This is a genomic window from Flavobacterium endophyticum, assembly GCF_003634455.1.
Lineage (GTDB): Bacteria > Bacteroidota > Bacteroidia > Flavobacteriales > Flavobacteriaceae > Flavobacterium > Flavobacterium endophyticum.
In genome coordinates this window covers 1,343,081-1,368,843 of sequence record NZ_RBLC01000001.1, presented here as the reverse complement: position 1 = coordinate 1,368,843, position 25,763 = coordinate 1,343,081, and the positions used below count along the sequence as shown (strand labels likewise).

24 protein-coding genes are annotated in these 25,763 nt (G+C 39.5%); 15 read left to right on the top strand and 9 right to left on the bottom strand.

Annotated features, from left to right (window positions below; all coding sequences use genetic code 11):
• Positions 1 to 31 precede the first annotated feature (31 nt).
• A complete protein-coding gene (locus CLV94_RS06315; protein WP_121375568.1) occupies positions 32 to 2,728 on the top strand; it encodes a TonB-dependent receptor in 2,697 nt (898 codons plus the stop codon).
• Between the two features lie 46 nt (positions 2,729 to 2,774).
• Here the strand turns inward: CLV94_RS06315 and CLV94_RS06310 are convergent, their stop codons facing one another.
• The 3 genes from CLV94_RS06310 to CLV94_RS06300 form a co-directional block, all read right to left on the bottom strand.
• The gene (locus CLV94_RS06310) at positions 2,775 to 3,473 is read right to left on the bottom strand and encodes a DedA family protein (RefSeq protein ID WP_121375567.1); all 699 of its coding nucleotides are present in this window, start codon (positions 3,471 to 3,473) and stop codon (positions 2,775 to 2,777) included.
• Positions 3,474 to 3,499: 26 nt separating this feature from the next.
• Positions 3,500 to 5,743 (bottom strand): cation:proton antiporter, encoded by a 2,244-nt coding sequence (locus CLV94_RS06305; RefSeq protein ID WP_121375566.1) that lies wholly within the window; start codon positions 5,741 to 5,743, stop codon positions 3,500 to 3,502.
• Between the two features lie 73 nt (positions 5,744 to 5,816).
• Positions 5,817 to 6,230: a hypothetical protein gene (locus CLV94_RS06300; RefSeq protein WP_147406596.1), complete on the bottom strand. Its 414-nt coding sequence runs from the start codon at positions 6,228 to 6,230 to the stop codon at positions 5,817 to 5,819.
• Between the two features lie 171 nt (positions 6,231 to 6,401).
• Between CLV94_RS06300 and CLV94_RS06295 the strand changes: the two genes are divergently transcribed.
• The 11 genes from CLV94_RS06295 to CLV94_RS06245 all read left to right on the top strand — a co-directional run bounded on the left by CLV94_RS06295 (position 6,402) and on the right by CLV94_RS06245 (position 16,522).
• Positions 6,402 to 6,851 carry a hypothetical protein gene (locus CLV94_RS06295; protein ID WP_121375564.1) on the top strand — a complete coding sequence of 150 codons (450 nt, stop codon included), beginning with the start codon at positions 6,402 to 6,404 and terminating at the stop codon, positions 6,849 to 6,851.
• A gap of 85 nt (positions 6,852 to 6,936) precedes the next feature.
• On the top strand, positions 6,937 to 7,416 hold the full coding sequence (locus tag CLV94_RS06290) for a septal ring lytic transglycosylase RlpA family protein (RefSeq protein WP_121376245.1): 480 nt from the start codon (positions 6,937 to 6,939) through the stop codon (positions 7,414 to 7,416).
• 10 nt (positions 7,417 to 7,426) lie between these two features.
• Complete coding sequence (locus CLV94_RS06285) at positions 7,427 to 7,807, top strand: septal ring lytic transglycosylase RlpA family protein (RefSeq protein ID WP_121375563.1); 381 nt, start codon at positions 7,427 to 7,429, stop codon at positions 7,805 to 7,807.
• Positions 7,808 to 7,938: 131 nt separating this feature from the next.
• Positions 7,939 to 8,418 carry a GbsR/MarR family transcriptional regulator gene (locus tag CLV94_RS06280; RefSeq protein WP_121375562.1) on the top strand — a complete coding sequence of 160 codons (480 nt, stop codon included), beginning with the start codon at positions 7,939 to 7,941 and terminating at the stop codon, positions 8,416 to 8,418.
• Positions 8,419 to 8,448: 30 nt separating this feature from the next.
• Entirely contained in the window at positions 8,449 to 9,600 is a 1,152-nt protein-coding gene (locus CLV94_RS06275; protein WP_121376244.1) for an efflux RND transporter periplasmic adaptor subunit, read from the top strand.
• Positions 9,601 to 9,606: 6 nt separating this feature from the next.
• On the top strand, positions 9,607 to 12,777 hold the full coding sequence (locus CLV94_RS06270; protein ID WP_121375561.1) for an efflux RND transporter permease subunit: 3,171 nt from the start codon (positions 9,607 to 9,609) through the stop codon (positions 12,775 to 12,777).
• Positions 12,767 to 14,167, top strand: coding sequence for an efflux transporter outer membrane subunit (locus CLV94_RS06265; protein WP_121375560.1), 1,401 nt, complete (start codon positions 12,767 to 12,769; stop codon positions 14,165 to 14,167). Before CLV94_RS06270 ends, CLV94_RS06265 begins: the two co-directional genes overlap by 11 nt.
• Before the next feature lie 138 nt (positions 14,168 to 14,305).
• The gene (locus tag CLV94_RS06260; RefSeq protein WP_121375559.1) at positions 14,306 to 14,584 is read left to right on the top strand and encodes a hypothetical protein; all 279 of its coding nucleotides are present in this window, start codon (positions 14,306 to 14,308) and stop codon (positions 14,582 to 14,584) included.
• An 89-nt stretch (positions 14,585 to 14,673) separates the two neighbouring features.
• Positions 14,674 to 15,123, top strand: a complete 450-nt coding sequence (locus tag CLV94_RS06255) for a DoxX family membrane protein (protein WP_317125108.1) — start codon at positions 14,674 to 14,676, stop codon at positions 15,121 to 15,123.
• Positions 15,124 to 15,199: 76 nt separating this feature from the next.
• The gene (locus CLV94_RS06250; RefSeq protein ID WP_121375558.1) at positions 15,200 to 15,898 is read left to right on the top strand and encodes a GNAT family N-acetyltransferase; all 699 of its coding nucleotides are present in this window, start codon (positions 15,200 to 15,202) and stop codon (positions 15,896 to 15,898) included.
• A gap of 12 nt (positions 15,899 to 15,910) precedes the next feature.
• The gene (locus CLV94_RS06245; protein WP_121375557.1) at positions 15,911 to 16,522 is read left to right on the top strand and encodes a DapH/DapD/GlmU-related protein; all 612 of its coding nucleotides are present in this window, start codon (positions 15,911 to 15,913) and stop codon (positions 16,520 to 16,522) included.
• A 2-nt stretch (positions 16,523 to 16,524) separates the two neighbouring features.
• On the opposite strand, the gene CLV94_RS06240 is transcribed toward CLV94_RS06245, so the two are convergent.
• Both CLV94_RS06240 and CLV94_RS06235 read right to left on the bottom strand, forming a co-directional pair.
• Positions 16,525 to 17,442: an alpha/beta hydrolase gene (locus CLV94_RS06240; protein ID WP_121376242.1), complete on the bottom strand. Its 918-nt coding sequence runs from the start codon at positions 17,440 to 17,442 to the stop codon at positions 16,525 to 16,527.
• Between the two features lie 29 nt (positions 17,443 to 17,471).
• A complete protein-coding gene (locus tag CLV94_RS06235) occupies positions 17,472 to 17,945 on the bottom strand; it encodes a CYTH domain-containing protein (RefSeq protein ID WP_121375556.1) in 474 nt (157 codons plus the stop codon).
• Between the two features lie 81 nt (positions 17,946 to 18,026).
• Between CLV94_RS06235 and CLV94_RS06230 the strand changes: the two genes are divergently transcribed.
• The 3 genes from CLV94_RS06230 to CLV94_RS06220 all read left to right on the top strand — a co-directional run bounded on the left by CLV94_RS06230 (position 18,027) and on the right by CLV94_RS06220 (position 21,863).
• Entirely contained in the window at positions 18,027 to 20,108 is a 2,082-nt protein-coding gene (locus CLV94_RS06230; RefSeq protein WP_121375555.1) for a recombinase, read from the top strand.
• A gap of 71 nt (positions 20,109 to 20,179) precedes the next feature.
• Positions 20,180 to 21,268, top strand: coding sequence for a DNA polymerase IV (dinB, locus tag CLV94_RS06225; RefSeq protein WP_121375554.1), 1,089 nt, complete (start codon positions 20,180 to 20,182; stop codon positions 21,266 to 21,268).
• A 79-nt stretch (positions 21,269 to 21,347) separates the two neighbouring features.
• The gene (locus CLV94_RS06220; RefSeq protein WP_245982457.1) at positions 21,348 to 21,863 is read left to right on the top strand and encodes a PAS domain-containing protein; all 516 of its coding nucleotides are present in this window, start codon (positions 21,348 to 21,350) and stop codon (positions 21,861 to 21,863) included.
• 235 nt (positions 21,864 to 22,098) lie between these two features.
• Here CLV94_RS06220 and CLV94_RS06215 read toward each other — a convergent pair whose 3' ends face one another.
• The 4 genes from CLV94_RS06215 to rnc form a co-directional block, all read right to left on the bottom strand.
• Positions 22,099 to 22,872 (bottom strand): Bax inhibitor-1/YccA family protein, encoded by a 774-nt coding sequence (locus tag CLV94_RS06215; protein ID WP_121375553.1) that lies wholly within the window; start codon positions 22,870 to 22,872, stop codon positions 22,099 to 22,101.
• A 113-nt stretch (positions 22,873 to 22,985) separates the two neighbouring features.
• A complete protein-coding gene (pyk, locus tag CLV94_RS06210; RefSeq protein ID WP_121375552.1) occupies positions 22,986 to 24,416 on the bottom strand; it encodes a pyruvate kinase in 1,431 nt (476 codons plus the stop codon).
• Between the two features lie 2 nt (positions 24,417 to 24,418).
• Complete coding sequence (locus CLV94_RS06205) at positions 24,419 to 24,907, bottom strand: IPExxxVDY family protein (protein ID WP_121375551.1); 489 nt, start codon at positions 24,905 to 24,907, stop codon at positions 24,419 to 24,421.
• Between the two features lie 114 nt (positions 24,908 to 25,021).
• Positions 25,022 to 25,762, bottom strand: a complete 741-nt coding sequence (gene rnc, locus CLV94_RS06200) for a ribonuclease III (protein ID WP_121375550.1) — start codon at positions 25,760 to 25,762, stop codon at positions 25,022 to 25,024.
• Position 25,763: the final 1 nt, after the last annotated feature.

Sequence of the window (25,763 nt, the reverse complement as noted above, 5' to 3'; positions counted from 1 at the left end):
CCTTTGTCGAAAATTCTAACCAACTAGTAAAATGAAGGATCTAAAACAATTCATGCTGTCTTTACTGCTAATTTTTTCAGTATCAACAGCATTTTCACAGACAAAAATTACAGGAACAATCGTCGATTCTGAAATGAACGGCTCGTTGCCTGCAGCGAACGTTACTGTCAAAGGGACAGGAGAAGGAGCTTCAACAGACATTGACGGTAAATTCAGCATAAGTACGTCAAAAACACAAGGAGAAGTCGTTATAACCTTTGTAGGATATACTACAAAAACGATTTCCTTTTCTGCCACATCATCACAAACGGTAAACTTGGGAACAATTACCCTAGAATCTGATTCTAGCCAATTAGACGAAGTCGTGATTGTTGGTAGAGGTATCATTGACCTAGCAAAAGACAGAAAGACTCCGATTGCGGTTTCGACACTTACATCTTCTGAAATTCAAGAAAAAGTGGGCTCTTCAGACATTACGCAGACGATGGTAAATACGCCATCTGTTTACGTAGCTGGACAAGCGGGAGGTTTTGGAGATTCTAGAGTCTCTGTCAGAGGTTTTGCACAAGATAACACGGCCTTTTTATTAAACGGTCAGCCCATCAATGGAATGGAAGACGGCTTGATGTATTGGTCAAACTGGTCAGGTATGGCCGATATCGCTAACGGAATTCAAATCCAGAGAGGTCTTGGATCATCAAAATTGGCGATTTCTTCTGTGGGAGGAACCGTAAACTTTATCACTAAAGCTACTTCTAAAAGAGAAGGAGGATTTATTTCTGCTGGCGTAGCAAACAATGACTACCTAAAGACAACGGCAGCCTACAATACAGGAATGATAAATAACAAATTTGGTGTCAGCGTAATGTTGACCCATTGGCAAGGTGACGGTTATAATGACGGAACTAGAGGAGAAGGCCAAAACTATTTCATCTCATTCGGATACAAGCCAGCTGAAAAGCACAACCTTAACTTCTTGATTACAGGTGCTCCTCAAAAGCACGACCAAAACTTTACAAAAAGACTTTCAGATTACCAGACTTACGGCAGAAAATACAACAATAACTGGGGATCTCTGAACGGCAAATACCAATCAGAAAGAACGAATTTTTACCATAAGCCGGTTGCCAACCTTAACTGGGATTGGGAAATGAGTGACAAATCAGAATTGTCTACAGTTTTATATGCTTCATGGGGACGTGGAGGTGGAACTGGAAATTATGGCGCATCTGCAATCAGAACTAATGGTTTGATTGATTTTGACGCTATCAGAGACAGAAACGCTGCCGTAGGAAATGGAGTAATGGGAGATAACAAGTCGTATCTTATCCGTTCTTCAATGAATAACCATAACTGGTATGGACTTGTTTCTAATTTCAAGCACCAATTGAGCGAAAACCTTGTTTTTAATGTAGGTGCCGATTTAAGGACGTATTACGGGACGCACTACCGTCAAGTGGAGAATTTCTTAGGCTTAAATAACTGGACAGAAAGCAGGACTTTAAGAGATGGCTCTAATCAGCCAGTCGGAAGCCCAGTTTTCAATACAGTTACAGAATCTCAGAACGTACATGCTTGGGGCGCTACTTTCAATACGATTGGAGAAAACCAAAGAATTGATTATGACAACAGCGAAAGAATTTCTTACGGTGGAGTTTTCGGCCAAATAGAATATTCTAACGACTTGTTTTCTGGATTTTTTCAAGGAGCCATCTCAAACCAGTCGCACCAAAGATTTGACAGATATGATTATTTAAGAGAATTTAAAGATTCAGAAAAAGTCAATAACACTGGATATAATGTTAAGGCAGGAGGTAGCTTTAATATAAACGATCAAAATTCGGTGTACATAAATGCAGGCTACTATTCTCGCCAGCCTTATCATGACAATATCTATCTGAACTTTACAAACCAAGTAAATCCATTAACTGAAAATGAGAAAATCTTAGGACTTGAAGCAGGATATAGCTTTAAGAGCACTTACTTCACGGCCAATGTGAATGGTTATAGAACTTCGTGGAAAGATAGGGTTAAGACGACTTCAAGAATCGCGGCCGCAGACGAAGTAATCAACGGAAACCCTGTATCGGCTGGAACAGAAATCTTTTCTACCAATGAAGGAGTGGAGCAGTTGCATACAGGAATCGAGTTTGATTTTGTAGCAAAACCATTGTCTAACTTAGATTTAAGAGGCTTTGTTTCTGCAGGAAATTGGGAATACAAAGGCAATGTTGTTACAACAGTAAGAGATCAAGATAGAAACGTCTTGAATGTTACAGAAGCGGATGTTGATGGCGGAAAAGTAGGAGATGCAGCCCAGTTTTCAGCTGGTGCTGGATTTAAATTTACAGTTGTTGAAAGACTGTCTATTGATGCAGATTACAGATTTTACGATAAAATCTATTCTAATGTTGGAGCTGTAAAAGACAACCTTGAACTTCCTTCTTATGGTGTTGTCGATGCGGGCTTGACTTACAAAATGCTGGTAGGAAAAGATAAATCGAAATCTGTAAACTTCAGGCTTAATGTAGACAATTTATTGCATACCATTTATATCTCAGAATTGAGAACAAATATCAAGGTTACAGATAGAGTAAATCCTAGTAGTTCTACAGATTTCTCTACGTACCAATCTTCCGGAAAAGTATATGATGGAATCGCAGATGCCAACCAAGGATATTTCGGCCTAGGCAGAACTTGGAACTTTACGATTCGTTATAATTTTTAGTTTGTGTGTAGTTAGTTGAAAAAGCCTCTCATTTGAGAGGCTTTTTTTATTTTTCGGTATTATTTTCTGGTGTTTCCTTATTTCCTTTAAGGAATTTAACCACCAAAGGAATGGTCGTTGCCGCTACGATAATAAGAATGATGATTTCGATATGCTTTTTCAAATCGATATCAAATTTGCTCAAGAACAAGCCATACAGATAATGTCCGGCCATGATCAAGCTGAAAGCCCAAAGAAAAGAGCTTAAGATATTATAAAACATAAAACGTTTCTTGTCCATTTGTACGATACCCGCAATAATAGGAGCAAAAGTCCTTAATACAGGCATAAAACGTGCAATGATGATCGCTTTTCCGCCATATTTTTCGAAAAACACGCGTGACTGCTCAAGGTATTTTTTCTTGAACCAGAAGCTATCTTCTTTTTTATATAAGTACCAGCCACTTTTGGCGCCAAACCAATAGCCGACAGTATTTCCGATAATTCCAGAAAGAGCGACCAAAGTGGCAAGCAAGGCCACATTCCCAAAATCATTTTCAATAAACACTAGATTCTCGATGAGTTCCCGGCTGTAAATTCCGGCTAAAAATAAAAGGCTATCGCCTGGGAGGAAAAATCCGGCAAACAATCCAGTTTCTGCAAAAACAATAAAAAGCACAACATACAGTCCAATGCTAACGCCTCCAAGTTCCATGGCTATGTAGAATTCGGGGTTAATGAGCTGTTTCCAATCAAAATTATCCATTTGAAAATTTAGTTAAGTAAATAATATTAAGAAGCATTTAGTGTAATAGAATTCATTTTTTTCTTGTCGCCAACAATCCAGATGATGTCATCTTTTTCCAAAACGACATGCGATTCCGGATTCATCATTCGTCGGCCTTCCCGCTCGATGCCGACAACGAGTCCGTTTGTTTTTTCCCGCAATTGCGATTCGCGTATTGTCTTTCCGATAAAATCCTCATTTTTCAATTCGAAATTCTTCAAGACCGTTTCGGCATTGTCTTCGGGAACCGCGACAATACTCTGCTGCATGTAAATCTTGAATTTATCAATCTGTCTGTCGGTCCCGATGATATAAAGAACGTCGTTCGGATAAATCTGTTCGTTGCGATTCGGCACATTAATCGTAATATTCCCGCGCTTGATGGCCGCAATATTGATTCCGATTCGTTCTCGAAGCTCAAGCTGATACAATGGTTTTCCGACAATATTCGATTCGGCGCTGATTTCAAAAGTCGTCATGTGCGCATCCCAAGGAGAAAGTTCTTTCTTGCTTTTTGAAGCTTCTGTGTTTTCTCGGTCGTTTAAATTCTGCATAAAACGGTTCTCAATCTTATCATACAACAATTGCAGTTTTTTCGGGAAAGCCAGATAGGCCACCACAAAGATAACTAGCGCGGCAAAAGCGATAAAATTAGAGAAGAAGCTGTTTAGTAGAAGTCCGATAAAAAATAGCGTGAAAAGAATTCGGATTAAATTGACGATTCGGATTGGTCCGAGAAACTTTCTTTCTTTCTTTAATTCTTCATAAGCGTTTACGGCAACCTTTCGCAAAGACAAAGCCCATAAAAAAGGAGAAATGCACAAAAGCGTCACTACTGCGATAACAACGTTGGCCCATTGCGAACCATTCACCATTGGCAACAAGACTCTCGAGGAAAGCAAGATAACCGCAATGATAACTACTGAATGTATAATAATCTGGATGATGCTGGCTCGTAAGAACAATACCCAGTTGCTCGTAGCCTTGATGGTTTGCGAGCTTGAGCTGTAACTTTCAATGGCCTTGGTCCATTTTTTAGGAAGATTTTTTTCCAGCATGTTGTATACCGGAATCGAAAGCTTGATCATAAAAGGTGTCGTAAATGTGGAAATAGCCGAAACGGCAACCACAATAGGATATAAGAAACTGCTGGTTACGCCAAGTGTCATACCCAAAGTCGCAATGATAAACGAAAACTCCCCGATCTGTGCAAGGCTCATTCCAGTCTGCACCGATTGTTTTAAGGGTTGTCCAGAAATAAGTGTCCCGATAGTAGAACTTAAGGTTTTTCCAAAAACGGTCAGCAAGGTGATTACAACTACAGGAATAGCATATTCTGCCAAAGTACTTGGATTGATAAGCATTCCGACCGACACGAAGAAAACGGCGCCAAAAAGGTCTTTTACAGGTTTTATAAGATGTTCGATACGTTCTGCCTTGGTAGTTTCGGCAATAATCGAACCCATGATAAAAGCTCCCAAAGCAGGCGAAAATCCAGCCATAGTTGCTAAGATTACCATCATCAAACATAAAGCTAGGGAAACAATCAGCAGCGTTTCATCGCTCAAGAGATTCTTTGCTTTTTTTAATAATGTCGGGATGAAAAAAATACCGCCGACAAACCATAATATCAAAAAGAACAAAAGTTTCAGTACCGATTCAAAAAGCTCCATTCCCGAAAACTGCTGGCTGATAGCGACCGTAGAAAGCAATACCATCATCAAGATGGCGACAATGTCTTCAACAATCAAGGCGCCAAAAACAATTCCCGCAAATTTCTGGCCTTTTACACCCAATTCGTCAAAAGCCCGAAGAATAATAGTGGTAGATGAAATCGATAAGATAACGCCAAGGAAAATACTGTCCATAGACGACCAGCCCATCATTTGTCCGCACCAATAACCTAAAAATACCATGGAGACAATCTGGACGAGGGCGGTAATCGAAGCGGTTCCTCCAACCTTCATTAATTTCTTAAAGCTGAATTCCAGTCCCAAACTGAAAAGCAAGATGATGACGCCGATTTCTGCCCAGACTTCTACGTTCTGAACATCTTTTACTGAAGGGAATAACGTAAAATAAGGCCCTGCCAAAAATCCGGCAATCAAATACCCTAAAACCAAAGGCTGTTTTATTTTCTTGAAAAGCAAGATAGCAACACCAGCGGTCATCAGGATTAATCCCAAATCGCTTATCAGAGGATAAAGATGGTGTGAGGCTGCCGTTGCCGTATTTTCTAATTCATTCATGCTGTACTAATTTAATTGGACATTCTTTGAGAAGATTCTAAAAAGAATCTCAAAAACAAAACTCAATTAGTTATTACCAGAAAGCCTGAAAAGAATAAAATATGGAAAGCAGTTTCCCTTTAGGACAAAAAGAATTGTGCAAGGAATGCTCGGATGAAAAGACCAGCGATTCAAAATGCTTTTGGAATACAAATTTTGAATAAGGAATAGCGCCTAAAACCAAAGAAGAACTATAGCATTTTGATAGTCTTGCTATGCTATTATGAAAGGGATTTAAAAGGCGTTTCTTTTTATGGACTTTGTCAAAAGTATCATTGGCAACAGAAAATTCTTTTTTAGAAAGGCTTTGACGGCACTCTTTTGAGTACTGTTTTGCACTGTTTTCAAAAAAAGGCAATGATGAGTTTTTCTTATTGCTGGCATTACATTGCGTTCCCAGCAGAAAGAATAAGCACAAAAAGGTAATATGTACGGCTTTTTTCATCATTTCCGCAAATTTAGGATATTGAATTTTAAATCATAACCCAAATCGATTAAAGAAATGTTAATTGTTAAGGTTTTATTTCGTAATTTGGATTCATTATTTATTGAATTGGTTACTTGTCAATAATTTTCGGACATTTCATTTTTTGATATATTTGTAAAAAACAATTTGACCATGGATACTTACAAAATTATTCTAGAAGCCCATTCAGGCATTGCCTACGTTGCACTTTTTACTGTAGGAGTTGCCGCAATCAATGCGTTGATTGGCTTATCTGCAAAAAATGAATTCAAACCAAAAGACAGAAGAATTGCCCTTTTCGGACTGATTGCTGCCCACATTCAATTTGTAATTGGACTGATATTATATTTTGTCTCGCCTAAAGGATTTTCTCTTTTTGGACAAGCAGGAATGAAAGAAATCATGGGAAATAGCGAATTGCGTCAAATGGCAGTCGAGCACCCAATCATAAATATTTTAGCTATTGTGTTTATAACGATAGGATGGAGCACGCATAAAAGAGCAGAAGGTTCTAATGCAAAATTCAAAAAGATAGCCATATTTTTTACCTTAGGATTGCTCTTGCTGTTGTCAAGAATTCCTTGGAACGTCTGGTTCTCATAAAAACATAAAGCTCAATTTTTTGAGCTTTTTTAATTTTGGGTATAGTAATTGTAAGATGAATTGGCCAAACATAAAAATATTTATCATGAAGTATAAGACTACAATTCTATTGCTGGCCTTTATTGCTTTGGTTTTTTCAAGCGGTTTTTCTTTAAGAGACAGGAACTTTCAAAAAACTCCTCCAGAAAAAACTCAGGCGTATCAAGATTCGGTAAAGAAAGTTGCAGTAGAAGATAGCTTAAAATTAGCCGAATCCAAAAAATACAAGCTCCATAAAAAAAATGCCCATGCGTCGTATTATGCTGACAAATTCACAGGCAGAAGAACGGCAAGCGGTAAAATCTTTGACAACAAAAAATATACGGCGGCACATAGAAAATTTCCTTTTGGTACAAAACTTCGGATCACGAATGAAGCCAACGGAAAATCAGTAATCGTTGAAGTTACCGACCGTGGTCCTTTTACCAAAGGAAAAGAAATTGATCTTACGAAAAAAGCCTTTATGGAAATCGCTTCGGCCCGATATGGCGGACATCTAAAAGTAACAATAGAAATTATTCAGTAAATCAGGAGTCATGAAAATCAGGATATTTTTAATCATAGCAGTCGTTGGAAGTATCTTGGCCAGCTGTTCTTCCAGCAAATCGGCTTCTGGGAAAGTATATAAAAAGAATGTCCACGCTTCTTATTATGCAGATAAATTCAACGGAAAGAAAACAGCGAGCGGGGAAAAATTCCACAACAATAAATATACAGCGGCTCACAAGAAGTTAGCATTCGGAACAAAGGTAAAAGTAACCAACATCGCCAATGACAAATCAGTCATCGTCGAGATAAATGATAGAGGGCCATTTACGCCAGGGCGAGAAATCGATCTCACCAAAAAGGCTTTTATGGAAATAGCCGACAATAAAAACCACGGCTCCTTGAGAGTAACGTTAGAAATTATAAATTGACCAAAAGCCAGCAGAATACTGCTGGCTTTTTTAATGCTTAAATTTCATGAAAAAAAATTAACATAAATTTAAGTTCGTTTAGTTCGGTAATTACCGAACCTGATTTAAATTTGCATCAAAATTTTAAATCAATGACAGACATATCGAAAGAAAGAGAAGAGTTGGTGGAGATGTTTGGAGTTCATTTTGAAACCTATTTGAACTTTTCGCCCTTGTCAGGACGAATACTAGGTTGCCTTATTGTATGGAATGACGCAAAAGGATTGACGTTCGATGATTTGGTTTCAAGGCTAGGAGCAAGCAAAAGCTCAGTTTCTACAAATCTGAATCTTTTGCTGAAAATCGGAAAGATTCAGTATTATACTTTCCCTGGAGACAGAAAAAAATATTACAAACCGTCTTCTTTTAGTGATAGAATGCAGAACCATCTTAGAATGGTTTTAGATGAAAAAAAGATGGTCGAAAGAATGATAGAATATAGAAAAATGACCGCTGATACTGATGAATGCAGTGACTTAGAAAAAATTAAAATTTATCAAGAACACGTCATAGACTTCGAGAAATTCTTAAACAAGACGATTCAAAAATTAGAGAAAGTAGAGAACAAATAAAAATCAATCAACCAATTTTATAAAATGCAAATGAAGAATAAATCACTATTCAGTATTTTAATCGCAATAATTACCCTTTCCTCTTGCGGTAAAAAAGAAGAGCAGATGCCCCCACAAGGACCTATGCCTTTCCCAGTTCAAACTGTTGCAAAACAAGATGCCGTAGTCTACCAAGAATATACTGCCAATCTTGAAGGACAGCAGAATGTAGAAATCCGTCCGAAAGTTAACGGATTCATCCAGAAAATTTATGTTGATGAAGGACAAGTTGTCAGAAAAGGACAATTGTTGTTCAAGCTAGAAACACAGACTCAAAACGAAGACGCTTCAGCAGCAAAAGCGGCCGTACAGGCAGCTCAAGTTGAGGTAGACCGATTGAAGCCTTTGGTTGACAGAAAAATCATCAGCAACGTACAATTAGAAACCGCCAAAGCAAAATTGGCGCAGGCAAAAGCATCTTATGGAGCGATTGCGGCTAACATTGGTTTTGGAACCATCACTTCGCCTGTTGACGGAGTTATCGGCGGACTTCCATTCAGAGAAGGAAGCTTGGTAAGCTCTAGCAGCGAAATGCCTTTGACTACCGTTTCGGATACACGAGTTATCCGTGCTTATTTTTCTATGAACGAAAAACAACTTTTGTTTTTCAACAAAACGTTTAAAGGAGCTACAACTGCCGAAAAGCTAAAAGCTGCTCCAGAAGTTTCATTGCTTTTGGTTGACAATACAGAATACGACCAAAAAGGGAAATTGGCTACAATGAACGGATTGGTAAATCCACAAACAGGAACCACTCAGTTCAGAGCTGAATTCAAAAATCCAGAAGGAATCTTGAGAAGCGGAAGCAGCGGTATCGTTCGTTTGCCGATCAATGAGAAAAATGTAATTCTAGTACCGCAAAATGCTGTATTCGAAGTACAAGGAAAACAGACGCTTTACGTAGTTGGAAAAGACAACAAGGTAAAATCAAAAATTGTCCAAACAAGCGGTACATCTGGATTGAATTTCATCGTAACAGGAGGTCTTGAAGAAGGCGAGGTAATCGTAATCGAAGGAACTTCTAAGCTAAAAGATGATATGGAAATCGTACCTCAGCAAGGAAAACCAGAAGCTGCTGCTCCAGCCGGAAATGCTGTTGCCAAAGATTCTACAAAAACAACTACACCACCAGCTAAAAAATAATTCTCAATGCTAAAGACATTTATAGAAAGACCAGTTCTTTCGACCGTAATATCCATCCTGATTACCATTTTGGGAATCTTGGGATTGATGTCCCTGCCGATAGAACAATATCCTGAAATCGCTCCGCCGACGGTTCAGGTAAACGCTACATACACTGGAGCCAATGCCGAAACGGTATTGAACAGTGTCGTGACACCGCTCGAAGAAGAAATCAATGGTGTAGAAGGAATGACTTACATGACTTCTTCTGCTGCCAATGACGGTTCTGCCAAAATCTCGGTGTATTTCGAGCTTGGAGTGGATCCGGATATTGCCGCCGTAAACGTTCAAAACAGGGTTTCTCGTGCCACAAGCAAATTGCCACAAGCCGTTGTGCAGACTGGGGTTACTACCCTGAAAAGCCAGACGAGCGCCTTGATGTTCTTTGCGCTTTATTCAAAAAATAAAGACTTTGACGAGACCTATATCCAGAACTACGCTAAAATCAACTTGGTTCCAAAATTACAACGTGTAAAAGGAGTCGGACAGGTAAACGTATTCGGAGCGAAAGACTACTCGATGAGAGTCTGGATCGATCCAGAAAAAATGGCTACGTATGGCGTATTGCCAAAAGACATCCAAGCCGCACTGCAAGAACAGAATGTAGAAGCAGCGCCAGGTAAATTTGGTGAAAATGCCGAAGGAGTGTATGAATACGTAATCAAATATAAAGGAAGGCTTTCCGAAATTGAAGATTATGAAAATATCGTAATAAAATCTACAGGAAATGGTAACTTCCTTCACTTGAAAGACGTTGCTACTGTAGAATTAGGAGGTTTCAACTACGGTACGAAAAACATTGCGATGGGCCAAGAAGGTGTAGCCGTTGGGGTATTCCAGACTTCAGGTTCTAATGCGCAAGATATCATCACCGAAGTAATGTCGATTTTGGAAGAAACAAAACCTGACTTCCCAAAAGGAGTAGATTATGTAATTCCATACAACACTAAAACCTTCCTTGATGCGTCGATCAGCAAAGTAATCTCTACTTTGGTAGAAGCGTTCATTTTAGTATTTATCGTGGTATTCCTCTTCCTGCAAGATTTCCGTTCTACGTTAATTCCTGCTATTGCTGTACCAGTAGCGATCATCGGAACGTTCTTCTTCCTGCAGCTCTTCGGATTCTCGATCAACATGCTTACGTTGTTCGCGATGATCCTTGCGATCGGTATTGTCGTCGATGATGCCATTGTCGTCGTCGAGGCGGTGCACGCCAAACTCGACGAAGGAGCCAAATCTGGAAAAGAAGCTACGCTTTCTGCGATGAGCGAAATCTCCGGAGCGATCGTTTCGATTACATTGGTCATGTCGGCGGTATTTATTCCGGTATCGTTCCTAAGCGGACCGTCGGGAGTATTCTACCAGCAGTTTGCGATTACGCTGGCGATATCGATTTTGATTTCGGCAGTAAACGCATTGACTTTGAGCCCGGCATTATGTGCCCTGTTTTTGAAACCGCATAAAGATTCAGATCATCATAAAAAGAACCTGAAAGACCGATTTTTCTTGGCTTTCAATACAGGGTTCAACAAGATGAACGACAAATATACTGGTTCATTAAGATTCTTGGTACGAAAAAAATGGGTAACTGGAATAGCATTATTGGTTTTTGTGGGAATCACTTATTTCTTGTTCCAGACGACTCCTGCAGGATTTATTCCTAATGAAGACAGGGGAATCATCATGGCCGATTTAACACTGCCTCCAGGAACAACATTAGAAAAAACACAAAAAGCAGTAAACGAATTAGATTCTATCTTGGCCTCTATGGATATCGTAGAAGCAAGGATGAGCGTTGTCGGATTCAGCTTGCTGAACAACGTAAACGGTGGTTCGTATGCCTTTACTGTAATCAAATTAAAAGATTGGGCTTATCGTAAAGAAGCCAACCAGCAAGTTGATGCTGTCGTTGGAGAGCTTTTCGGAAGAACTGCCCATTTCAAAGATGCTAGAGCGTTGTTCTTTACACCTCCGAGTGTTCAAGGATTTGGTACGGCAGATGGTTTCGAATTCAAGATTCAAGATAAAGGCGATGATGATTGGGCAACTGTCAGCAAAGTCAGCAACGAGTTCTTGGGCGAATTGATGAAAAGGCCGGAAATCCAATATGCGATGACCAATTTCAACCCAAGCTTCCCGCAATACCAAATGGATATCAATGTGGAAAGAGCTAAAGATGCTGGAGTGTCTATTTCGGACATCTTCAACACGATGCAAGGGTATTATGGAGGATTGTACACGACTGATTTCAACAAATTCGGTAAACAGTACCGTGTGATGATTCAAGCGAAACCATCAGACAGAGCGACAGAAGAATCGATTAATAATATCTACGTAAGAAACGCCAACAACCAGCAAGTTGCCATCAGCCAGTTCATTGATTTCAAGAGAATTTATGGGCCAGAAGCTGTAGCAAGATTTAACATGTTGAAAGCTGTTAACGTAAACGGAAAAGCGAAGCCGGGCTACAGTTCTGGAGATGCTATCAAGGCAATTCAAGAAGTAGCGGCGCAACATTTGCCAAAAAGCTATACGTATGAATTTTCGGGTATGACCCGTGAGGAAATTTTGGCTGGGACACAAGCAGCAGGCGTATTCCTTTTAAGCTTGATATTTGTTTACTTCCTGTTGAGTGCGCAGTATGAAAGCTACTTAGTTCCATTGTCTGTATTGCTGTCTTTGCCTGTAGGTATTGCCGGAGCAATCGGATTTGTGAAGCTGGCCGGATTAGAAAATAACATCTATTTCCAAGTAGCGCTAATCATGCTTATCGGACTACTCGCGAAGAATGCCATCCTGATCGTGGAATTTGCCATCCAGCGGCGACGCCACGGAATGGACTTGATGCAGTCTGCAATTGAAGGAGCAAAAGCACGTCTCCGACCAATCTTGATGACTTCCTTGGCCTTTATCTTCGGTCTGTTGCCATTGGCATTAGCTTCTGGAGTTGGAGCTGTAGGTAACCGATCTATTGGTATGGGTGCTGTTGGTGGTATGTTAATCGGAACCATATTCGGAGTATTCGTAATTCCGGTATTGTTCGTGATCTTCCAGTCACTGCAGGAAAGAATTTCCGGCAAGCCATTTCAAGAAAAAGAGTCTGACGTTATACTTTTAAACGAAGAATATGAAGAATAAGATATATAAAATAAGCCTACTTGTCCTAGCGGCAGTCGTGATGCAGTCTTGCTTCGTCGCGAAAAAATACGACAGGCCGGAGATGAAAACAGAGGACCTTTACAGGACAGAAGTCGTTTCTACAGATTCTACTTCGCTTGCCAATGTTTCATGGGACAAAGTATTTACAGATCCTATCCTGCAAGGGCATATCAAAAAAGGATTGCAGAATAACTTGGACATCCGAATTGCCATGCAGAATATTGTGGCGGCAGAAGCAACGATGAAACAAGGAAAAGCAGGCTATTTCCCGACACTTTCTGGAAATGCTGATTGGACACACCAGCAGCTTTCTAAGAACAGCCAATTGGGTTCCTTTTTGCAAGACAGAAGTACCGACCAATATCAGTTGACAGGAACGCTTTCTTGGGAAGCCGATATCTGGGGGAAAATCAGAAGTAACAAGCGTGCAGCGAATGCGGCATATCTTCAGACAATAGCGGCCAACCAAGCCGTAAAGACACAGCTGATTGCTAATATCGCATCTACTTATTACCAGTTGCTTTCTATGGATGCCCAAATCAAGGTGGCGGAACAAACATTGATCAACAGAAACGAAAGCATCGAGACAATTCTTGCCCTTAAAGATGCAGGAAATGTAAACGAAGTGGGAGTAAAGCAGACAGAAGCACAGAAATATGCTACCGAAATAATCATTGCCGATTTAAAAAACAATGTAATTATTTTAGAAAATGCCTTGAGTATTCTTTTAGGAGAATCGCCTAGAAAAATAGAAAGAAGCACGTTGGAAGACCAAGCGATGCAGCCTGAAATTACATTGGGTGTTCCAGCAACATTGCTTCGTAATCGACCGGACGTTATTGCGGCAGAATATAACCTGATTTCTACTTTTGAGCAGACCAATGTAGCCAGAAGCAATTTCTATCCTACATTCAAAGTAACGGCAACCGGCGGTTTTCAAAGTATTGATTTGCAGCAATGGTTCAGTGCGAATTCCTTTTTTGCGAATGTAGTTACAGGATTGACACAGCCGATTTTTAACCAAAGACAAATCAAGACCCGTTTTGAAGTGGCAAAAGCCAATCAAGAAAAAGCCTATCTCCAATTTGAGCAATCATTGCTTACGGCAGGAAGAGAAGTTTCTGATGCTTTGGCGCAATACAATAACGAAACGGCAAAAATTACGATTCGCGAAAAGCAAGTCGATGCTCTTAAAAAAGCAGCCGACTATTCTGATGAATTATTGACTTACGGTCTGGTAAACTATCTAGAAGTATTGACGGCTAAAGACAATGCCCTGAATACCGAATTGAATTTAATTGACAATAAATACAAACAATACAATGCCATTATCCAATTATACAGGGCCCTTGGTGGCGGATGGCAATAATATAGTTCCGCTTGCGGAATTATGATTGATTTTGTTTTTGTTCAAAACCATCGGATATTTCGATATTCGGTGGTTTTTTGTTTTTAGTGGCATTGATTTTGGTACGCCTCAAGAAACAATCTTAAAAAACAATACATTATGAAGACAGATTTTTATACAAAACTGGTTTTAACTATCATTGCGCTATGCCTGACAATTCTGACATTGCAAAACATTGAGATCATTCCTAAAGCCTATGCAGCAGGGCCAAATAATACGATGATTCCATCTAAAAATTACGCACAAGTTCCCCTCAATGCAGATGGCTCGATTGATGTAAATATCAAAAGCATCAATACTTCTGATGAATTAGATGTAAATATTGATGAGGTAGGAGGTTCGTCGGTATACCGTTCTATCCCTGTCAAAAACGAATAAGGCTACATAAATTACTGAGTCTGCATTTCTTAATGTAGTTTAAGTTTTCGTACGAGAATATTTTTGAAATTTGCTAAAAATAAATCGCTATGAAAATGAAAACTTTCTCTCAGGTTTTTTTAAGAACGGCCCTTTCGGTATCGTTCCTGTCAGCAGTAGCAGACCGTTTTGGACTATGGGGTGCGCCCGGCAGCAAATCAGTCAGCTGGGGAAATTGGAGCAATTTTCTTGAATATTCAAATTCGGTCAATTCCTTTGCTTCCCCCGAAGTTGGAACACTGCTGGCGTATGTCGCAACAGCCTTAGAAATACTGCTGCCTTTATTATTAATTATCGGTTACAAGCTAAAATGGGTCTCACTATTTTCGGGTATCCTGCTTGTCAGCTTTGCCATAGCAATGACGTTGAGCTTCGGATTGAAACCGCCATTAGACTATTCCGTATTTACGGGTGCCGCAGCGGCCTTTCTTTTGAGCACGATCGGCAGCTGTAACTATAGCCTAGATAACTATATTTTGGCAAAAAATAAGGAAGCATAGCTTGCCTTAGAAAACCTTGAAATCGCTATATTTGTGAGTGTGCGCCTGTTTAAGATAGCCACATCCTAGATTGATTATGAATTTTCAAGACGATACAAAATTAGACAATCCCGTTTGGCATTCTTTATCCGAAAGTCATCGGGATTTTGCAATTAATTACAAAAACATAAAATTTTACCATCCAGATTATTGTCCGTTTGGAGGTTTTGAAATCCAAGAAGACAACTCAGGCAATATCGATGCTTATTCCTTATTAGCCGATAGTTTTTTTATAGTAGGAGATAAGCCTGTGCTTTCTGACCAGTTGGTATTGAAGAACGAATTAATATGTACCCAAATGATTGTTGATTGCAAAATTGCTATTGACCCAAAAGACACTATCATTCAATTAACAGAAGAACACATAGATGCCTTGTATGATTTGGTCAATTTGGTTCAGCCTGGCTATTTCAAAAAGAAAACAGCCTTACTAGGGAACTATTTTGGGATTTTCGAAAACGGCCAGCTAGTTGCCGTAACAGGAGAGCGTATGAAGATGGAAGATTTCGTCGAGATCAGCGCCGTAATTACGCATCCAGAACATACGGGAAAAGGCTATGCCAAGCAATTGGTCGCTCATGCCACAAATGCCATCTTTGCTCAAAATAAGACGCCTTACCTACATGTAGTCGAAAATAACGAAGGCGCCATAAAACTTTATGAAAAACTCGGATTTAGAACAAGACGCAAGATTAGTTTTTGGCATATTACAAAGCATAAAGAAAGCAAGATTTAAACACCAGATACAATGATTTCGATACATGATTTTATAGACAATTTTACGCAAAACTTCCCAAACCATACAGAAATGCTTCCGTGGGAAATAACCAACAACCTCAAAGAAATTCTATATGAGATTATTTCTGGATTGGGTAACGACTATAAAATCCAAGACGGAATTGCCATCCATAAGCCAGCCGTAATCGAAAGTGGAGCCATTTTAAAACAGCCGGCCATAGTTGGAGAAAATTGTTTTGTTGGAGCTAATGCCTATTTCAGAGAAGGCGTCTATCTTGATAAATCGGTCAAGATTGGCCCCGGATGCGAAATCAAAAACAGTATTATCTGTTCTGGAACTGCTATTGCCCATTTCAATTATATCGGAAATAGCATTGTAGGTAGGAATGTCAATTTCGAAGCCGGTTCTATAGCGGCCAACCACTATAACGAAAGGGAAGTCAAAAATATTTCTGTGCTCTATAAGGAACATGTCATCGATACAAAATCAGATAAGTTTGGCTCATTAATTGGTGACGATTCTCGGATTGGAGCCAATGCGGTATTGTCACCCGGAACGATATTAGAGAAGAAATCAATTGTAAAAAGACTAGAATTAGTGGAACAGTACAAGCCAGAATAATATCAGTCGCAAAATGTATAGGCTGCCGATTTATCGTTTTTCTTTCCCGTAGCAATGATTTCATGGTTTTGGAATTTCTTCCCTTTTGAGACATCATTTAAGAAATTCAAGATATGATGCTGTTCCTTTTCAAACAAGTAGCCGCTGTATTCATGGCCGCCGCCGCAAAAAGTATAAAGCGATACCGAACCATTCATCTCCAATAAACGGTTATAAATCGAATAAGACCCAAAAAGCATCAGCCAGCCCGAAGCATTTGTCTTGCAATAATGATGTGGCGCTGTTCCATAAGGTACGGTCGAATCGCCATTTCCATGAAAAAAGAACATCGGGATTACGTTTTTCTGCGTAATAAGATTCAGGTCCATGATAGCGCCTGCTCCAGAAACAAGGCCTGCGTATCTAAAATTCTCCGGCAACGAATTGTTGTAAAGATTCATTGTCTTGAAATCCCAAAAAGCGGCATGAAGCACGGTTTCGGCTCCAGCGCTAGAACCAGCAATAAAAATCTTTGAAGTATCAATAGTATATTTGGCGCTGTTTTTTATAAAAAACGAAGTAGCCAGCCACAGGTCATTCACCGCATATTGAAAAGCTTTTATTTTTTCTGAAAGAATACCGTCACAGCTGAATTTCTTGCCTTTCGCATATAAAGTATACGTTATAGTCGCGCTTGCGTAACCATTTTTAGCCAAATAGCGACAGAGGTCATAACCCGACTGCCTTTCGCCTCCTGAAAATCCACCGCCATGCACATACAAAAGCAAAGGAAGCTTTTCACTCGAAGCTTTTTCAGGAAGAAACAAGTCCAAGTCGAGCTTTAACGTATCATTCTGGAAATACGTCAGCGTTGTCATTTTTTGGGCAACCATCGCCTGAGCCGCCAACAACAATAAAAATGCGATAAAGTATTTTTTCATTCTATAAATAATGCAATTATAATCTGGAGTTATTTTTTCCAAGTCGTATACGGATGATTGCTTAAAAAAGCATTGTAATAGCGTTCATCGTTAGTAACTTCTTGACCTAGCCATTCGGGTTTCTCAAAAGTTTCATCTTCCGATTGGAGCTCGATTTCAGCAACGACCAATCCTTCATTGTCGCCAAAAAATTCATCCACCTCAAAAATATGATTCCCTGCTTTTACTTCATAACGTATTTTATCAATAACGCCGTTTTCACAAAGCTTGATGAGGCTTTTGGCTTCTGTCAGCGGAATTTCAGTTTCCCATTCAAGACGCGAAACCCCGCTTTCATTGCCTTTTCCTTTTATGGTCAGAAAGCCGCTTTCTCCTTTGATTCGGATGCGTACGGTTCTTTCAGGATGGCTGTTGAGGTAGCCTTGTGCAATCTGGTTTTTGGCGAAAGCAACAGCCTTGAAATCATCAGATTTGACAAGGAATTTTCTTTCTATTTCGAGCATAGGATGTGTTTTTATGGACGAAGTTACTGATAAATGCACTTCTATTCGTATTTTTACAATATAAGCTTAAGTTAAAACTCCATGAAAAACAGAAAATCCAAGCCGAAAATTTCCATCACCTCTTTTTTGACGCACTATTTTGACGAAAGCCAGTTATGGACGCAGGCGAATGATGAAATCGAACTATTAGTGCAGTTAGTCAGTATCATACGGCCTAAAAAACCAAAGACAGTGAAAACTGTCGACATACAAGAATTGTTAGATTTTCTTCATAAAAACGACTTCATTAGACTGCAGTTTTCATACTATCTGAAAAAACTGCTTCACAATAAAAAATTCAACAAATTTCTTTCTGACGCAGGAATCCTGCGCGATGTCGATTTTATTTTTGAAGTTAGAAAGAGAATCTTTTCCAAATTATTACCCTACCAGCCAAACAAAAATTCCTTAGAATATGTACTCAATCAGGTATTTTATATGAATACCGATACGATCTGGGTAAATAAAATTTCTATTTCGCAGATTGAAGAACTTCACGATTTGTTGCTGTTCAAGCCGATTTATGATACGATTGAAGAAGATTCGGTACTGTCAGAAATGTTGCTTTCCATGAACATCATCACGCAGCGTATCAGTGGACGTGCGATGGAAACCGATGTCATAAAAATGGTTCCCGAATACGATAGTTTGGAAAGTCCTTTTGCTGCTTTTGAAAAAGAACTTCATCAGATTGATGACATTCTTCGAGATCCAAAAAACAAACATTTTATTACGTCTTCCGATCTTTATTACAAACAATTGCTGATACTGCACAAGCAATGCGATGATTTTGTTGAAAAAGCCTTTGCTAATTCTTCAAAATATGGAATTTCATTACGAGTTAACCAAAACCTGCTTCGCATTCGCCAACAGCTCCATAGGTTGAAAGTATTGATTCCGCTTTTGGTCGTCGATCGGGAAGAAAACAAAACGAATAATGGAATCCAACTAGCGCTCAAGCTCATAAAATACAATTGCTATAAGAATGATATCCGAGGACTCGTAAGCGAAAGCACGCAGCTTTTGTCGTATGAAGTGACACAGCATACCGCAAAAACAGGAGAAAAATACATTACAGAAACCAGACAGGAGTATTTCAAGATGTTTCGCGCGGCTTTAGGAGGAGGGCTTATCGTAGGAATTCTTTGCATTATAAAAGTACTGCTCGGAAAAGTTGAGACGAGCGATTTCGGACATGCTTTTTTATACAGCATGAATTATTCGCTCGGATTTATCGCGATTTACCTATGCGGTTTTACTTTGGCGACAAAACAGCCAGCAATGACAGCTTCGGCCTTGATTCGGGCTTTGGAACAAGGTATGAAAAAACAAGGCAATCCATCCGAAAAACACCAGGCGTTTGCTGTGCTTTTTGCCCGTGTTTTTAGGTCACAGTTCATCGCTTTTGTAGGAAACGTAATCATGGCTTTTCCTGTTTCATTGTTGGGAATCTGGCTGATTGATTATGCCTTCGGATACAACATAGCAGCTTCTAAATGGACAAAATTGCTTACAGATTTGAGTCCGGTTCATTCCATGGCCATTTTTCATGCGGCAATTGCGGGAGTTTTTCTTTTCCTTTCCGGAATTATCTCAGGAAGCATAGCCAACAGAGACAAACACCACCAAGTGTATTACAGAATACAAGAGCATCCCGTCTTGAAAATGACTTTCGGCAGGAACAAGACCAAAAAACTAGCAGATCTTTATGAGAAAAAATGGGCAGGTGTCATTTCCAATCTTTGGTTTGGGGTTTTCATGGGCTCTACGGCCTCTATAGGCTTGTTTTTTGGGCTAAATCTCGATGTAAGGCATATTACCTTCGCCAGCGGCAATTTGGCCTTAGGGCTGTACGGAGCAGATTTTATGGTAACTTTGTCGTTAATAACATGGGGGATTATCGGAATTGGTGTTATTGGCCTTGTCAATTTCTTGGTAAGTTTTGCCTTATCGCTGGGATTGGCCTTCCGTTCTAGAAATATTCCGCTGTTGGAAATACGATTTATTATTTCGTCCATCTGGAAACATTTTAAGAGCAAGCCGATGAGTTTCTTCTTTCCTTCAGAAAGGAAATCGAAATCGCCAACAGAAGAAGTATATCTGGCTTCGGAGACGAAGAAATAAGAAGGAAAGGCAATTAAATAAGCTTCAAATTAGCGGATGTAGATCAAGAACTACTTTTTTTCTTGTAGGTTATGCAGGAACAGGAACAAATTCAGAACCGGAAAATCATACATGTAGATATGGATGCATTCTATGCTTCTGTGGAGCAGATGGACAATCCTGAATTAAGAGGAAAACCGATTGCTGTTGGCGGAGGCGGAACCCGAGGCGTCGTGGCAGCGGCAAGCTATGAGGCACGGAAATTTGGCGTTCGTAGTGCCATTAGTGGCTATCTTGCGAAGAAAAACTGTCCCGACCTGATTTTTGTACGGCCACGCTTTGAACGCTATAAGGAGATTTCAGATAAGATCCGTCAGATTTTTTATGATTATACCGATTTGATTGAGCCGCTTTCGCTCGACGAAGCCTATCTCGACGTCACGGTAAACAAAAAAGGCAATCCAAGCGCTACGCTGATCGCACAGGAAATCCGAAAAAGAATCTTTGAAGAAATCGGGCTAACGGCATCTGCAGGTATTTCCATAAACAAATTTATTGCAAAAGTAGCCTCTGATTTCAACAAGCCCAACGGACAAAAGACAGTCAATCCAGATGAAGTCCTTTCTTTTCTAGAAGAACTCCCGATTCGTAAATTCTACGGTGTAGGAAAGGTCACCACAGAAAAAATGTACCAGTTGGGCATCTTTACTGGGAAAGACCTAAAAGAAAAATCAGAAGAATTTTTGGCCAAGCACTTCGGGAAATCGGGAACTTTTTATTATGCAGTTGTCCGCGGAATTCACAATAGTGCCGTAAAATCAGAAAGAATAGCCAAGTCTGTAGGAGCAGAGCATACCTTTAATGAAAACCTGACTTCTGAAATATTTATGGTCGAACGGCTGGAGTCCATTGCGGCAACTTTAGAGCGCAGGGTAAAGAAATACGGTATTGCAGGAAAAACAGTCACCCTAAAGATAAAATACAGCGATTTCTCGCTCCAAACCAGAAGCAAGACAATGCCTTATTTTATTTCCGACAAAAGTCTTATCCTAGATGTGGCCAAAGAATTGCTGTATCAGGAAAAGATGAAAGACTCTGTCCGATTGCTCGGAATTTCGCTCGGGAACCTAAATACGGAAGTAAAAAAGACAGTAGTCGTCCAGCTGAAATTTGATTTCTGACACCTTCAACAATAGTTAAACTTTAGGCAGATTTGAAAAACTCTATTCTATAAATTTATCTTTGCTTAAATTATTTACAGTGTCAAACCTCACAGAATATGAAAATGCAATAGAAAAGCATTCCAGCACGCTGGATAGTATGCCCGTGCCTTTATATTCTTGGGATTTTTTTGGCGAATACCTTGACAATCTTAAGCTTGCTCTTTCCGACTTATCCAAGTTGAAAGAACTTTCGAAAGCAAATCGTTGGAAATTCAACTGGAATTTTGAAGAAGAACTGCAGCAAGATCATGTAATCGTTGTGACGGACAATAGCTTAAAAATTGTTTTTGCCTCAGAAAATACCATCAAGATGACAGGCTATACTTGGGAAGAAATTGTTGGGAAAACACCCAAAATGTTCCAAGGAAGCAAGACGTCTAAAAAAGACTTAAAGCAGATTCGGGAAGCGATTGATTTCCAAAAGCCTTTTGAAAAGACGATTATCAATTATAAAAAAAACGGAGAAACCTACTCCTGTCACATCAAAGCATTCCCAATTTTTAATAGCAAAAAGCAGGTGGTAAATTTCATTGCTTTTGAAAAAGCGGCCTAATAGCAGCTTATACTTTCACTTCTATAATTATTTCAGTCATTATCCCCCTAAAAAAGGGGAAATTTCCCCTTGTGGCATTTGGGTCGTTCGAATAGCTTTGCAACTCATTGAATTATATAATGGGGGTAAGTGGGCTTTAAACTTTAAGTGGGCAGATTAGTGGCTGCCTGCAAAAGTAAGCACGAAAAAAGGGTTGACGAAAGTCAACCCTTTTTAGTTATAGAAAGTTTTTAGGCTAGTTTCTACTAGAAAGCTTAGAAAGCAGTCTCAAGAATTCAATATACAGCCAAACTAAGGTAATCATCAATCCCATGGCGCCAAACCACTCCATATATTTTGGCTGGCGATTTCTTACGCCTTTTTCGATCAAATCGAAATCAAGGAATAAGTTCAGGGCAGCAATAATAATCACTACAACACTGATTGCGATACTCATCAAAGAATTTCCATGATGTACAGGCACGAAGCTCGTAAACATAGAAAGCAACCATGAAATTAGGTAATACGTAGCCACAGCCAATGTTGCGGCTATAACTACAGATTTAAATTGCTCGTTTACTTTTACTATTTGATATTTATACAATCCAAAGCAGATTAGGAAGGTTACAAACGTAGCGCCCACAGCTTGGATTACAATTCCTGGATACATAGCTTCAAAAACGGCAGAGATCCCTCCAACGAACAATCCTTCAAACAAAGCATAAGCAGGAGCCAGATAAGAAGAATATTGCGGTCTGAATGAAGAAACCAATACCAAAACAAGCCCGATGACAGCTCCGGCGATTGCCAAAGGAAGCGGATTCGTGCCGTTAAAGGCAAGCCACCAAGTAAGAGAAGCGGTTGCGGTGAGCAGCAAAAGCATAAAAAAGCTTTTGTTGATGGTTCCAGAAATGGTCATTTCTTGACCATAATCAATCAAGGTTGTGTTTTCGTCTTGGCTATAGGAATGAACAGCAGGCTTGCTGAAATTCTTGTTGCCTAAAAATGGATTATTTGATTTGAAATTCATAATCGTTTGTTTTAATTCAGCCAAATATAATTTTTTCTTTTCTATTTTCCTTGGAATAAGAGAATAAAAAAATCCGTTAGAAGCTAACGGATTGGGTTGTAATTTGTTTTTGGCTATTCTATTTCAGAAACCCTCAAGGTGTTTACCATTCCTTTATCAGCAACCGGCATAGCGGCCAAATTGATCAAGAAATCACCTTTGTCTACATATCCTTTTTCTCTTGCCATTTCGTTGACATCGGTAACAGTATCGTCCGTGCTCACGAATTTATCGTAGTAGAACGAATTCACTCCCCACAAAAGGTTCAACTGTGTAAGGATTCTTTTGTTGGAGGTAAAAACCAAAATGTGCGACTGTGGTCTCCAAGCCGAAATCTGGAAAGCCGTATAGCCGCTATTCGTCAACGTACAAATGGCTTTCGCCTTGATTACATTGGCCATCAAAGCCGCGTGGTGGCAGATGGATTTCGTAATAAAACGTTTCGTTCTGATTTGTGGCGTATTTTGCGGTACTTGAATCAGCGGAGAATCTTCCACGGCTTCAATAATCTGTGTCATTTTTTCAATAACCTGTACAGGATAGTTCCCGACAGAAGTTTCTCCCGAAAGCATAACTGCATCAGCTCCATCCATAACAGAGTTAGCGACGTCGTTTACTTCGGCACGTGTCGGCGTAAGGCTCGTAATCATCGTTTCCATCATTTGTGTAGCGATAATTACAGGAATACGGGCCGTTTTAGCTCGCTGTACCAATTTCTTTTGAATCAATGGAACTTCTTGTGCTGGAATCTCAACCCCAAGGTCACCTCTCGCTACCATCAATCCATCGCAAAAAGCTACGATTTTGTCTATATTTTCAACGCCTTCTGGCTTTTCGATCTTGGCAATGATTGGAATCTTATGAGCAGAATTCTTAGAAATCAAGTCTTGAAGCTCTTGAAGATCTTCCGAAGTTCTTACGAAAGAAAGCGCAATCCAATCCACCTGATTTTCGATAGCAAAAAGAGCATCTTTGATGTCTTTTGGCGTCAAGGCTGGCAACGAAACTTTTGTGTTTGGGAGGTTGACTCCTTTTTTAGATTTCAACGGACCGCCTTGAACGACTCTACAAACTACTTCTGTCGTTCCGTTAGTTTCAATGGCTTCAAACATTAATTTTCCATCGTCAAGAAGGATTTTTTCTCCTGGCTTTACATCTGCAGGAAACTGCTTGTAGTTCATATAGACTCTTTCGGCTGTTCCAGGAACATCTTCGGCCGTCTGGAACGTAATGATATCGCCTTTGCTTACAATGACGTCTTCTTTCATGACGCCAACACGAAGTTTCGGTCCTTGAAGATCCGCCAGAATTGCGGTATTGTATCCAAATTCATCATTCAGTTCGCGGATCATATCTATTCGGGCTTTTACATCGGTATAATCTGCATGGGAAAAGTTAATCCTAAATACATTTACTCCGGCATCAACCATGTCTTTCAGGACCTCTTTGGTGCTGCATGCGGGGCCTAATGTAGCTACGATCTTTGTTTTTTTTCTTGTCGACATTATTAGAAAATTAAATTGTTTTTAGATTTTATTTTGTCTGGAAACACCTCATATACGGTCGTAATCCATTCTATTTTGTTTAGTTTTTGCAGTATATCTTCGATTTCAAATGTGCTGCAGTTGTTTTCGATTTTCAAAAAATAATCTACTTTTTTGAGTTCCGGAAGAAGATAGACTTTAGTGGTTATCTCCACATTTTCATCCAAAAAAAGATCCTGTTTGTTGCTCTTTTTGTGAGTGATGATTTCGTTTTTGTTTTGAACCAAGCTCCATTGGATGTCTTTGGCAACATCATCATACCCAAATTTCGTGAACATAGCTTCTCCTTCTTTGGTTTTTACGCCAATCTCGTCACTGCTTCGGCTCAAGATAATAGGTAATTGCTGATTGATGAAGAAAGCCAATCTGAAATCTTCTAATGAAGTATGAATAGCAATCAGCTCATAGTCAACTTCATCAAATTCGTCAAGATGCAACTTATGGATGCCCATATTGAAATTAAATAAGTCGTAAATATAACTATATTTAATGAGGAATTATATAAAAAACAATTAGGTTAACGTTAATTTATCAACGAAAACGATATAGTTTTAAGATATTTACAATTATTTAGTATTGATTTTTTCCTGAAAAGCAAAATACGCTCTTTGAGAAGCTTTCTCCTCTGCCTTCTTTTTAGAAGTAGCCCTCGCCTTAGCAACTACTTTCTGGTCAATGCTCAGCTTGACGCCAAAGAAACGCTGTCCGTCGATGCCGTTATCTTCAAAAACATCATAATGAAAAGTCCTTTTTTCTTTCTGGCACCATTCAATCAGCAAGCTTTTGTAGCTGATGACTTTGCCTTCCAGTTTGGCGATATCTACATAAGGCAGGATGACTCTTTTTTTGATAAACTTTTCGCAATACATATACCCCTTGTCCAAATAAATAGCCCCGACAAGTGCTTCAAAAATATTTCCATGTATGTTTTCCCCAAAATGTTGTGCAGGAACCTTGCTTTCGATAAAGCGTATTAGATTGAGGTCGCGGCCTAATTCGTTCAAGTGTTCGCGGCTTACTATTTTAGAACGCATTTTAGTCAGATAGCCTTCATCTCCCGAAGGAACCTGGTTGAACAGATGCGCCGCGATGACAGAACTCAGCATCGCATCGCCCAAAAATTCAAGACGTTCGTAATTGATCTGGTTTCCGTCAGAATCGAGCTTGTTAGAAGAGCGGTGTGTAAAAGCCCTTCGGTAGCATTCAAGATTGTTGGGCTTGAATCCTAGTATTTTTTGGATATCAGTAAAAAAAATCCCGTCTTCTTGAGAACGGGAATTTGTAAATATTTTTCTGATGATACTCATT

What these genes read in the sequence shown, in the direction of transcription:
- CLV94_RS06230 (WP_121375555.1), top strand. Translation starts at nt 18,027, where the DNA reads ATGAAAAACAGAAAATCCAAGCCGAAAATTTCCATCACCTCTTTTTTG.
- CLV94_RS06280 (WP_121375562.1), top strand. Translation starts at nt 7,939, where the DNA reads ATGACAGACATATCGAAAGAAAGAGAAGAGTTGGTGGAGATGTTTGGA.
- pyk (WP_121375552.1), bottom strand. Translation starts at nt 24,416, where the DNA reads ATGTCGACAAGAAAAAAAACAAAGATCGTAGCTACATTAGGCCCCGCA.
- CLV94_RS06260 (WP_121375559.1), top strand. Translation starts at nt 14,306, where the DNA reads ATGAAGACAGATTTTTATACAAAACTGGTTTTAACTATCATTGCGCTA.
- CLV94_RS06265 (WP_121375560.1), top strand. Translation starts at nt 12,767, where the DNA reads ATGAAGAATAAGATATATAAAATAAGCCTACTTGTCCTAGCGGCAGTC.
- CLV94_RS06310 (WP_121375567.1), bottom strand. Translation starts at nt 3,473, where the DNA reads ATGGATAATTTTGATTGGAAACAGCTCATTAACCCCGAATTCTACATA.
- CLV94_RS06215 (WP_121375553.1), bottom strand. Translation starts at nt 22,872, where the DNA reads ATGAATTTCAAATCAAATAATCCATTTTTAGGCAACAAGAATTTCAGC.
- CLV94_RS06305 (WP_121375566.1), bottom strand. Translation starts at nt 5,743, where the DNA reads ATGAATGAATTAGAAAATACGGCAACGGCAGCCTCACACCATCTTTAT.
- CLV94_RS06285 (WP_121375563.1), top strand. Translation starts at nt 7,427, where the DNA reads ATGAAAATCAGGATATTTTTAATCATAGCAGTCGTTGGAAGTATCTTG.
- CLV94_RS06315 (WP_121375568.1), top strand. Translation starts at nt 32, where the DNA reads ATGAAGGATCTAAAACAATTCATGCTGTCTTTACTGCTAATTTTTTCA.
- rnc (WP_121375550.1), bottom strand. Translation starts at nt 25,762, where the DNA reads ATGAGTATCATCAGAAAAATATTTACAAATTCCCGTTCTCAAGAAGAC.
- CLV94_RS06245 (WP_121375557.1), top strand. Translation starts at nt 15,911, where the DNA reads ATGATTTCGATACATGATTTTATAGACAATTTTACGCAAAACTTCCCA.
- CLV94_RS06205 (WP_121375551.1), bottom strand. Translation starts at nt 24,907, where the DNA reads ATGGGCATCCATAAGTTGCATCTTGACGAATTTGATGAAGTTGACTAT.
- CLV94_RS06255 (WP_317125108.1), top strand. Translation starts at nt 14,674, where the DNA reads ATGAAAATGAAAACTTTCTCTCAGGTTTTTTTAAGAACGGCCCTTTCG.
- CLV94_RS06240 (WP_121376242.1), bottom strand. Translation starts at nt 17,442, where the DNA reads ATGAAAAAATACTTTATCGCATTTTTATTGTTGTTGGCGGCTCAGGCG.
- CLV94_RS06250 (WP_121375558.1), top strand. Translation starts at nt 15,200, where the DNA reads ATGAATTTTCAAGACGATACAAAATTAGACAATCCCGTTTGGCATTCT.
- dinB (WP_121375554.1), top strand. Translation starts at nt 20,180, where the DNA reads ATGCAGGAACAGGAACAAATTCAGAACCGGAAAATCATACATGTAGAT.
- CLV94_RS06270 (WP_121375561.1), top strand. Translation starts at nt 9,607, where the DNA reads ATGCTAAAGACATTTATAGAAAGACCAGTTCTTTCGACCGTAATATCC.
- CLV94_RS06290 (WP_121376245.1), top strand. Translation starts at nt 6,937, where the DNA reads ATGAAGTATAAGACTACAATTCTATTGCTGGCCTTTATTGCTTTGGTT.
- CLV94_RS06300 (WP_147406596.1), bottom strand. Translation starts at nt 6,230, where the DNA reads ATGATGAAAAAAGCCGTACATATTACCTTTTTGTGCTTATTCTTTCTG.
- CLV94_RS06295 (WP_121375564.1), top strand. Translation starts at nt 6,402, where the DNA reads ATGGATACTTACAAAATTATTCTAGAAGCCCATTCAGGCATTGCCTAC.
- CLV94_RS06235 (WP_121375556.1), bottom strand. Translation starts at nt 17,945, where the DNA reads ATGCTCGAAATAGAAAGAAAATTCCTTGTCAAATCTGATGATTTCAAG.
- CLV94_RS06275 (WP_121376244.1), top strand. Translation starts at nt 8,449, where the DNA reads ATGAAGAATAAATCACTATTCAGTATTTTAATCGCAATAATTACCCTT.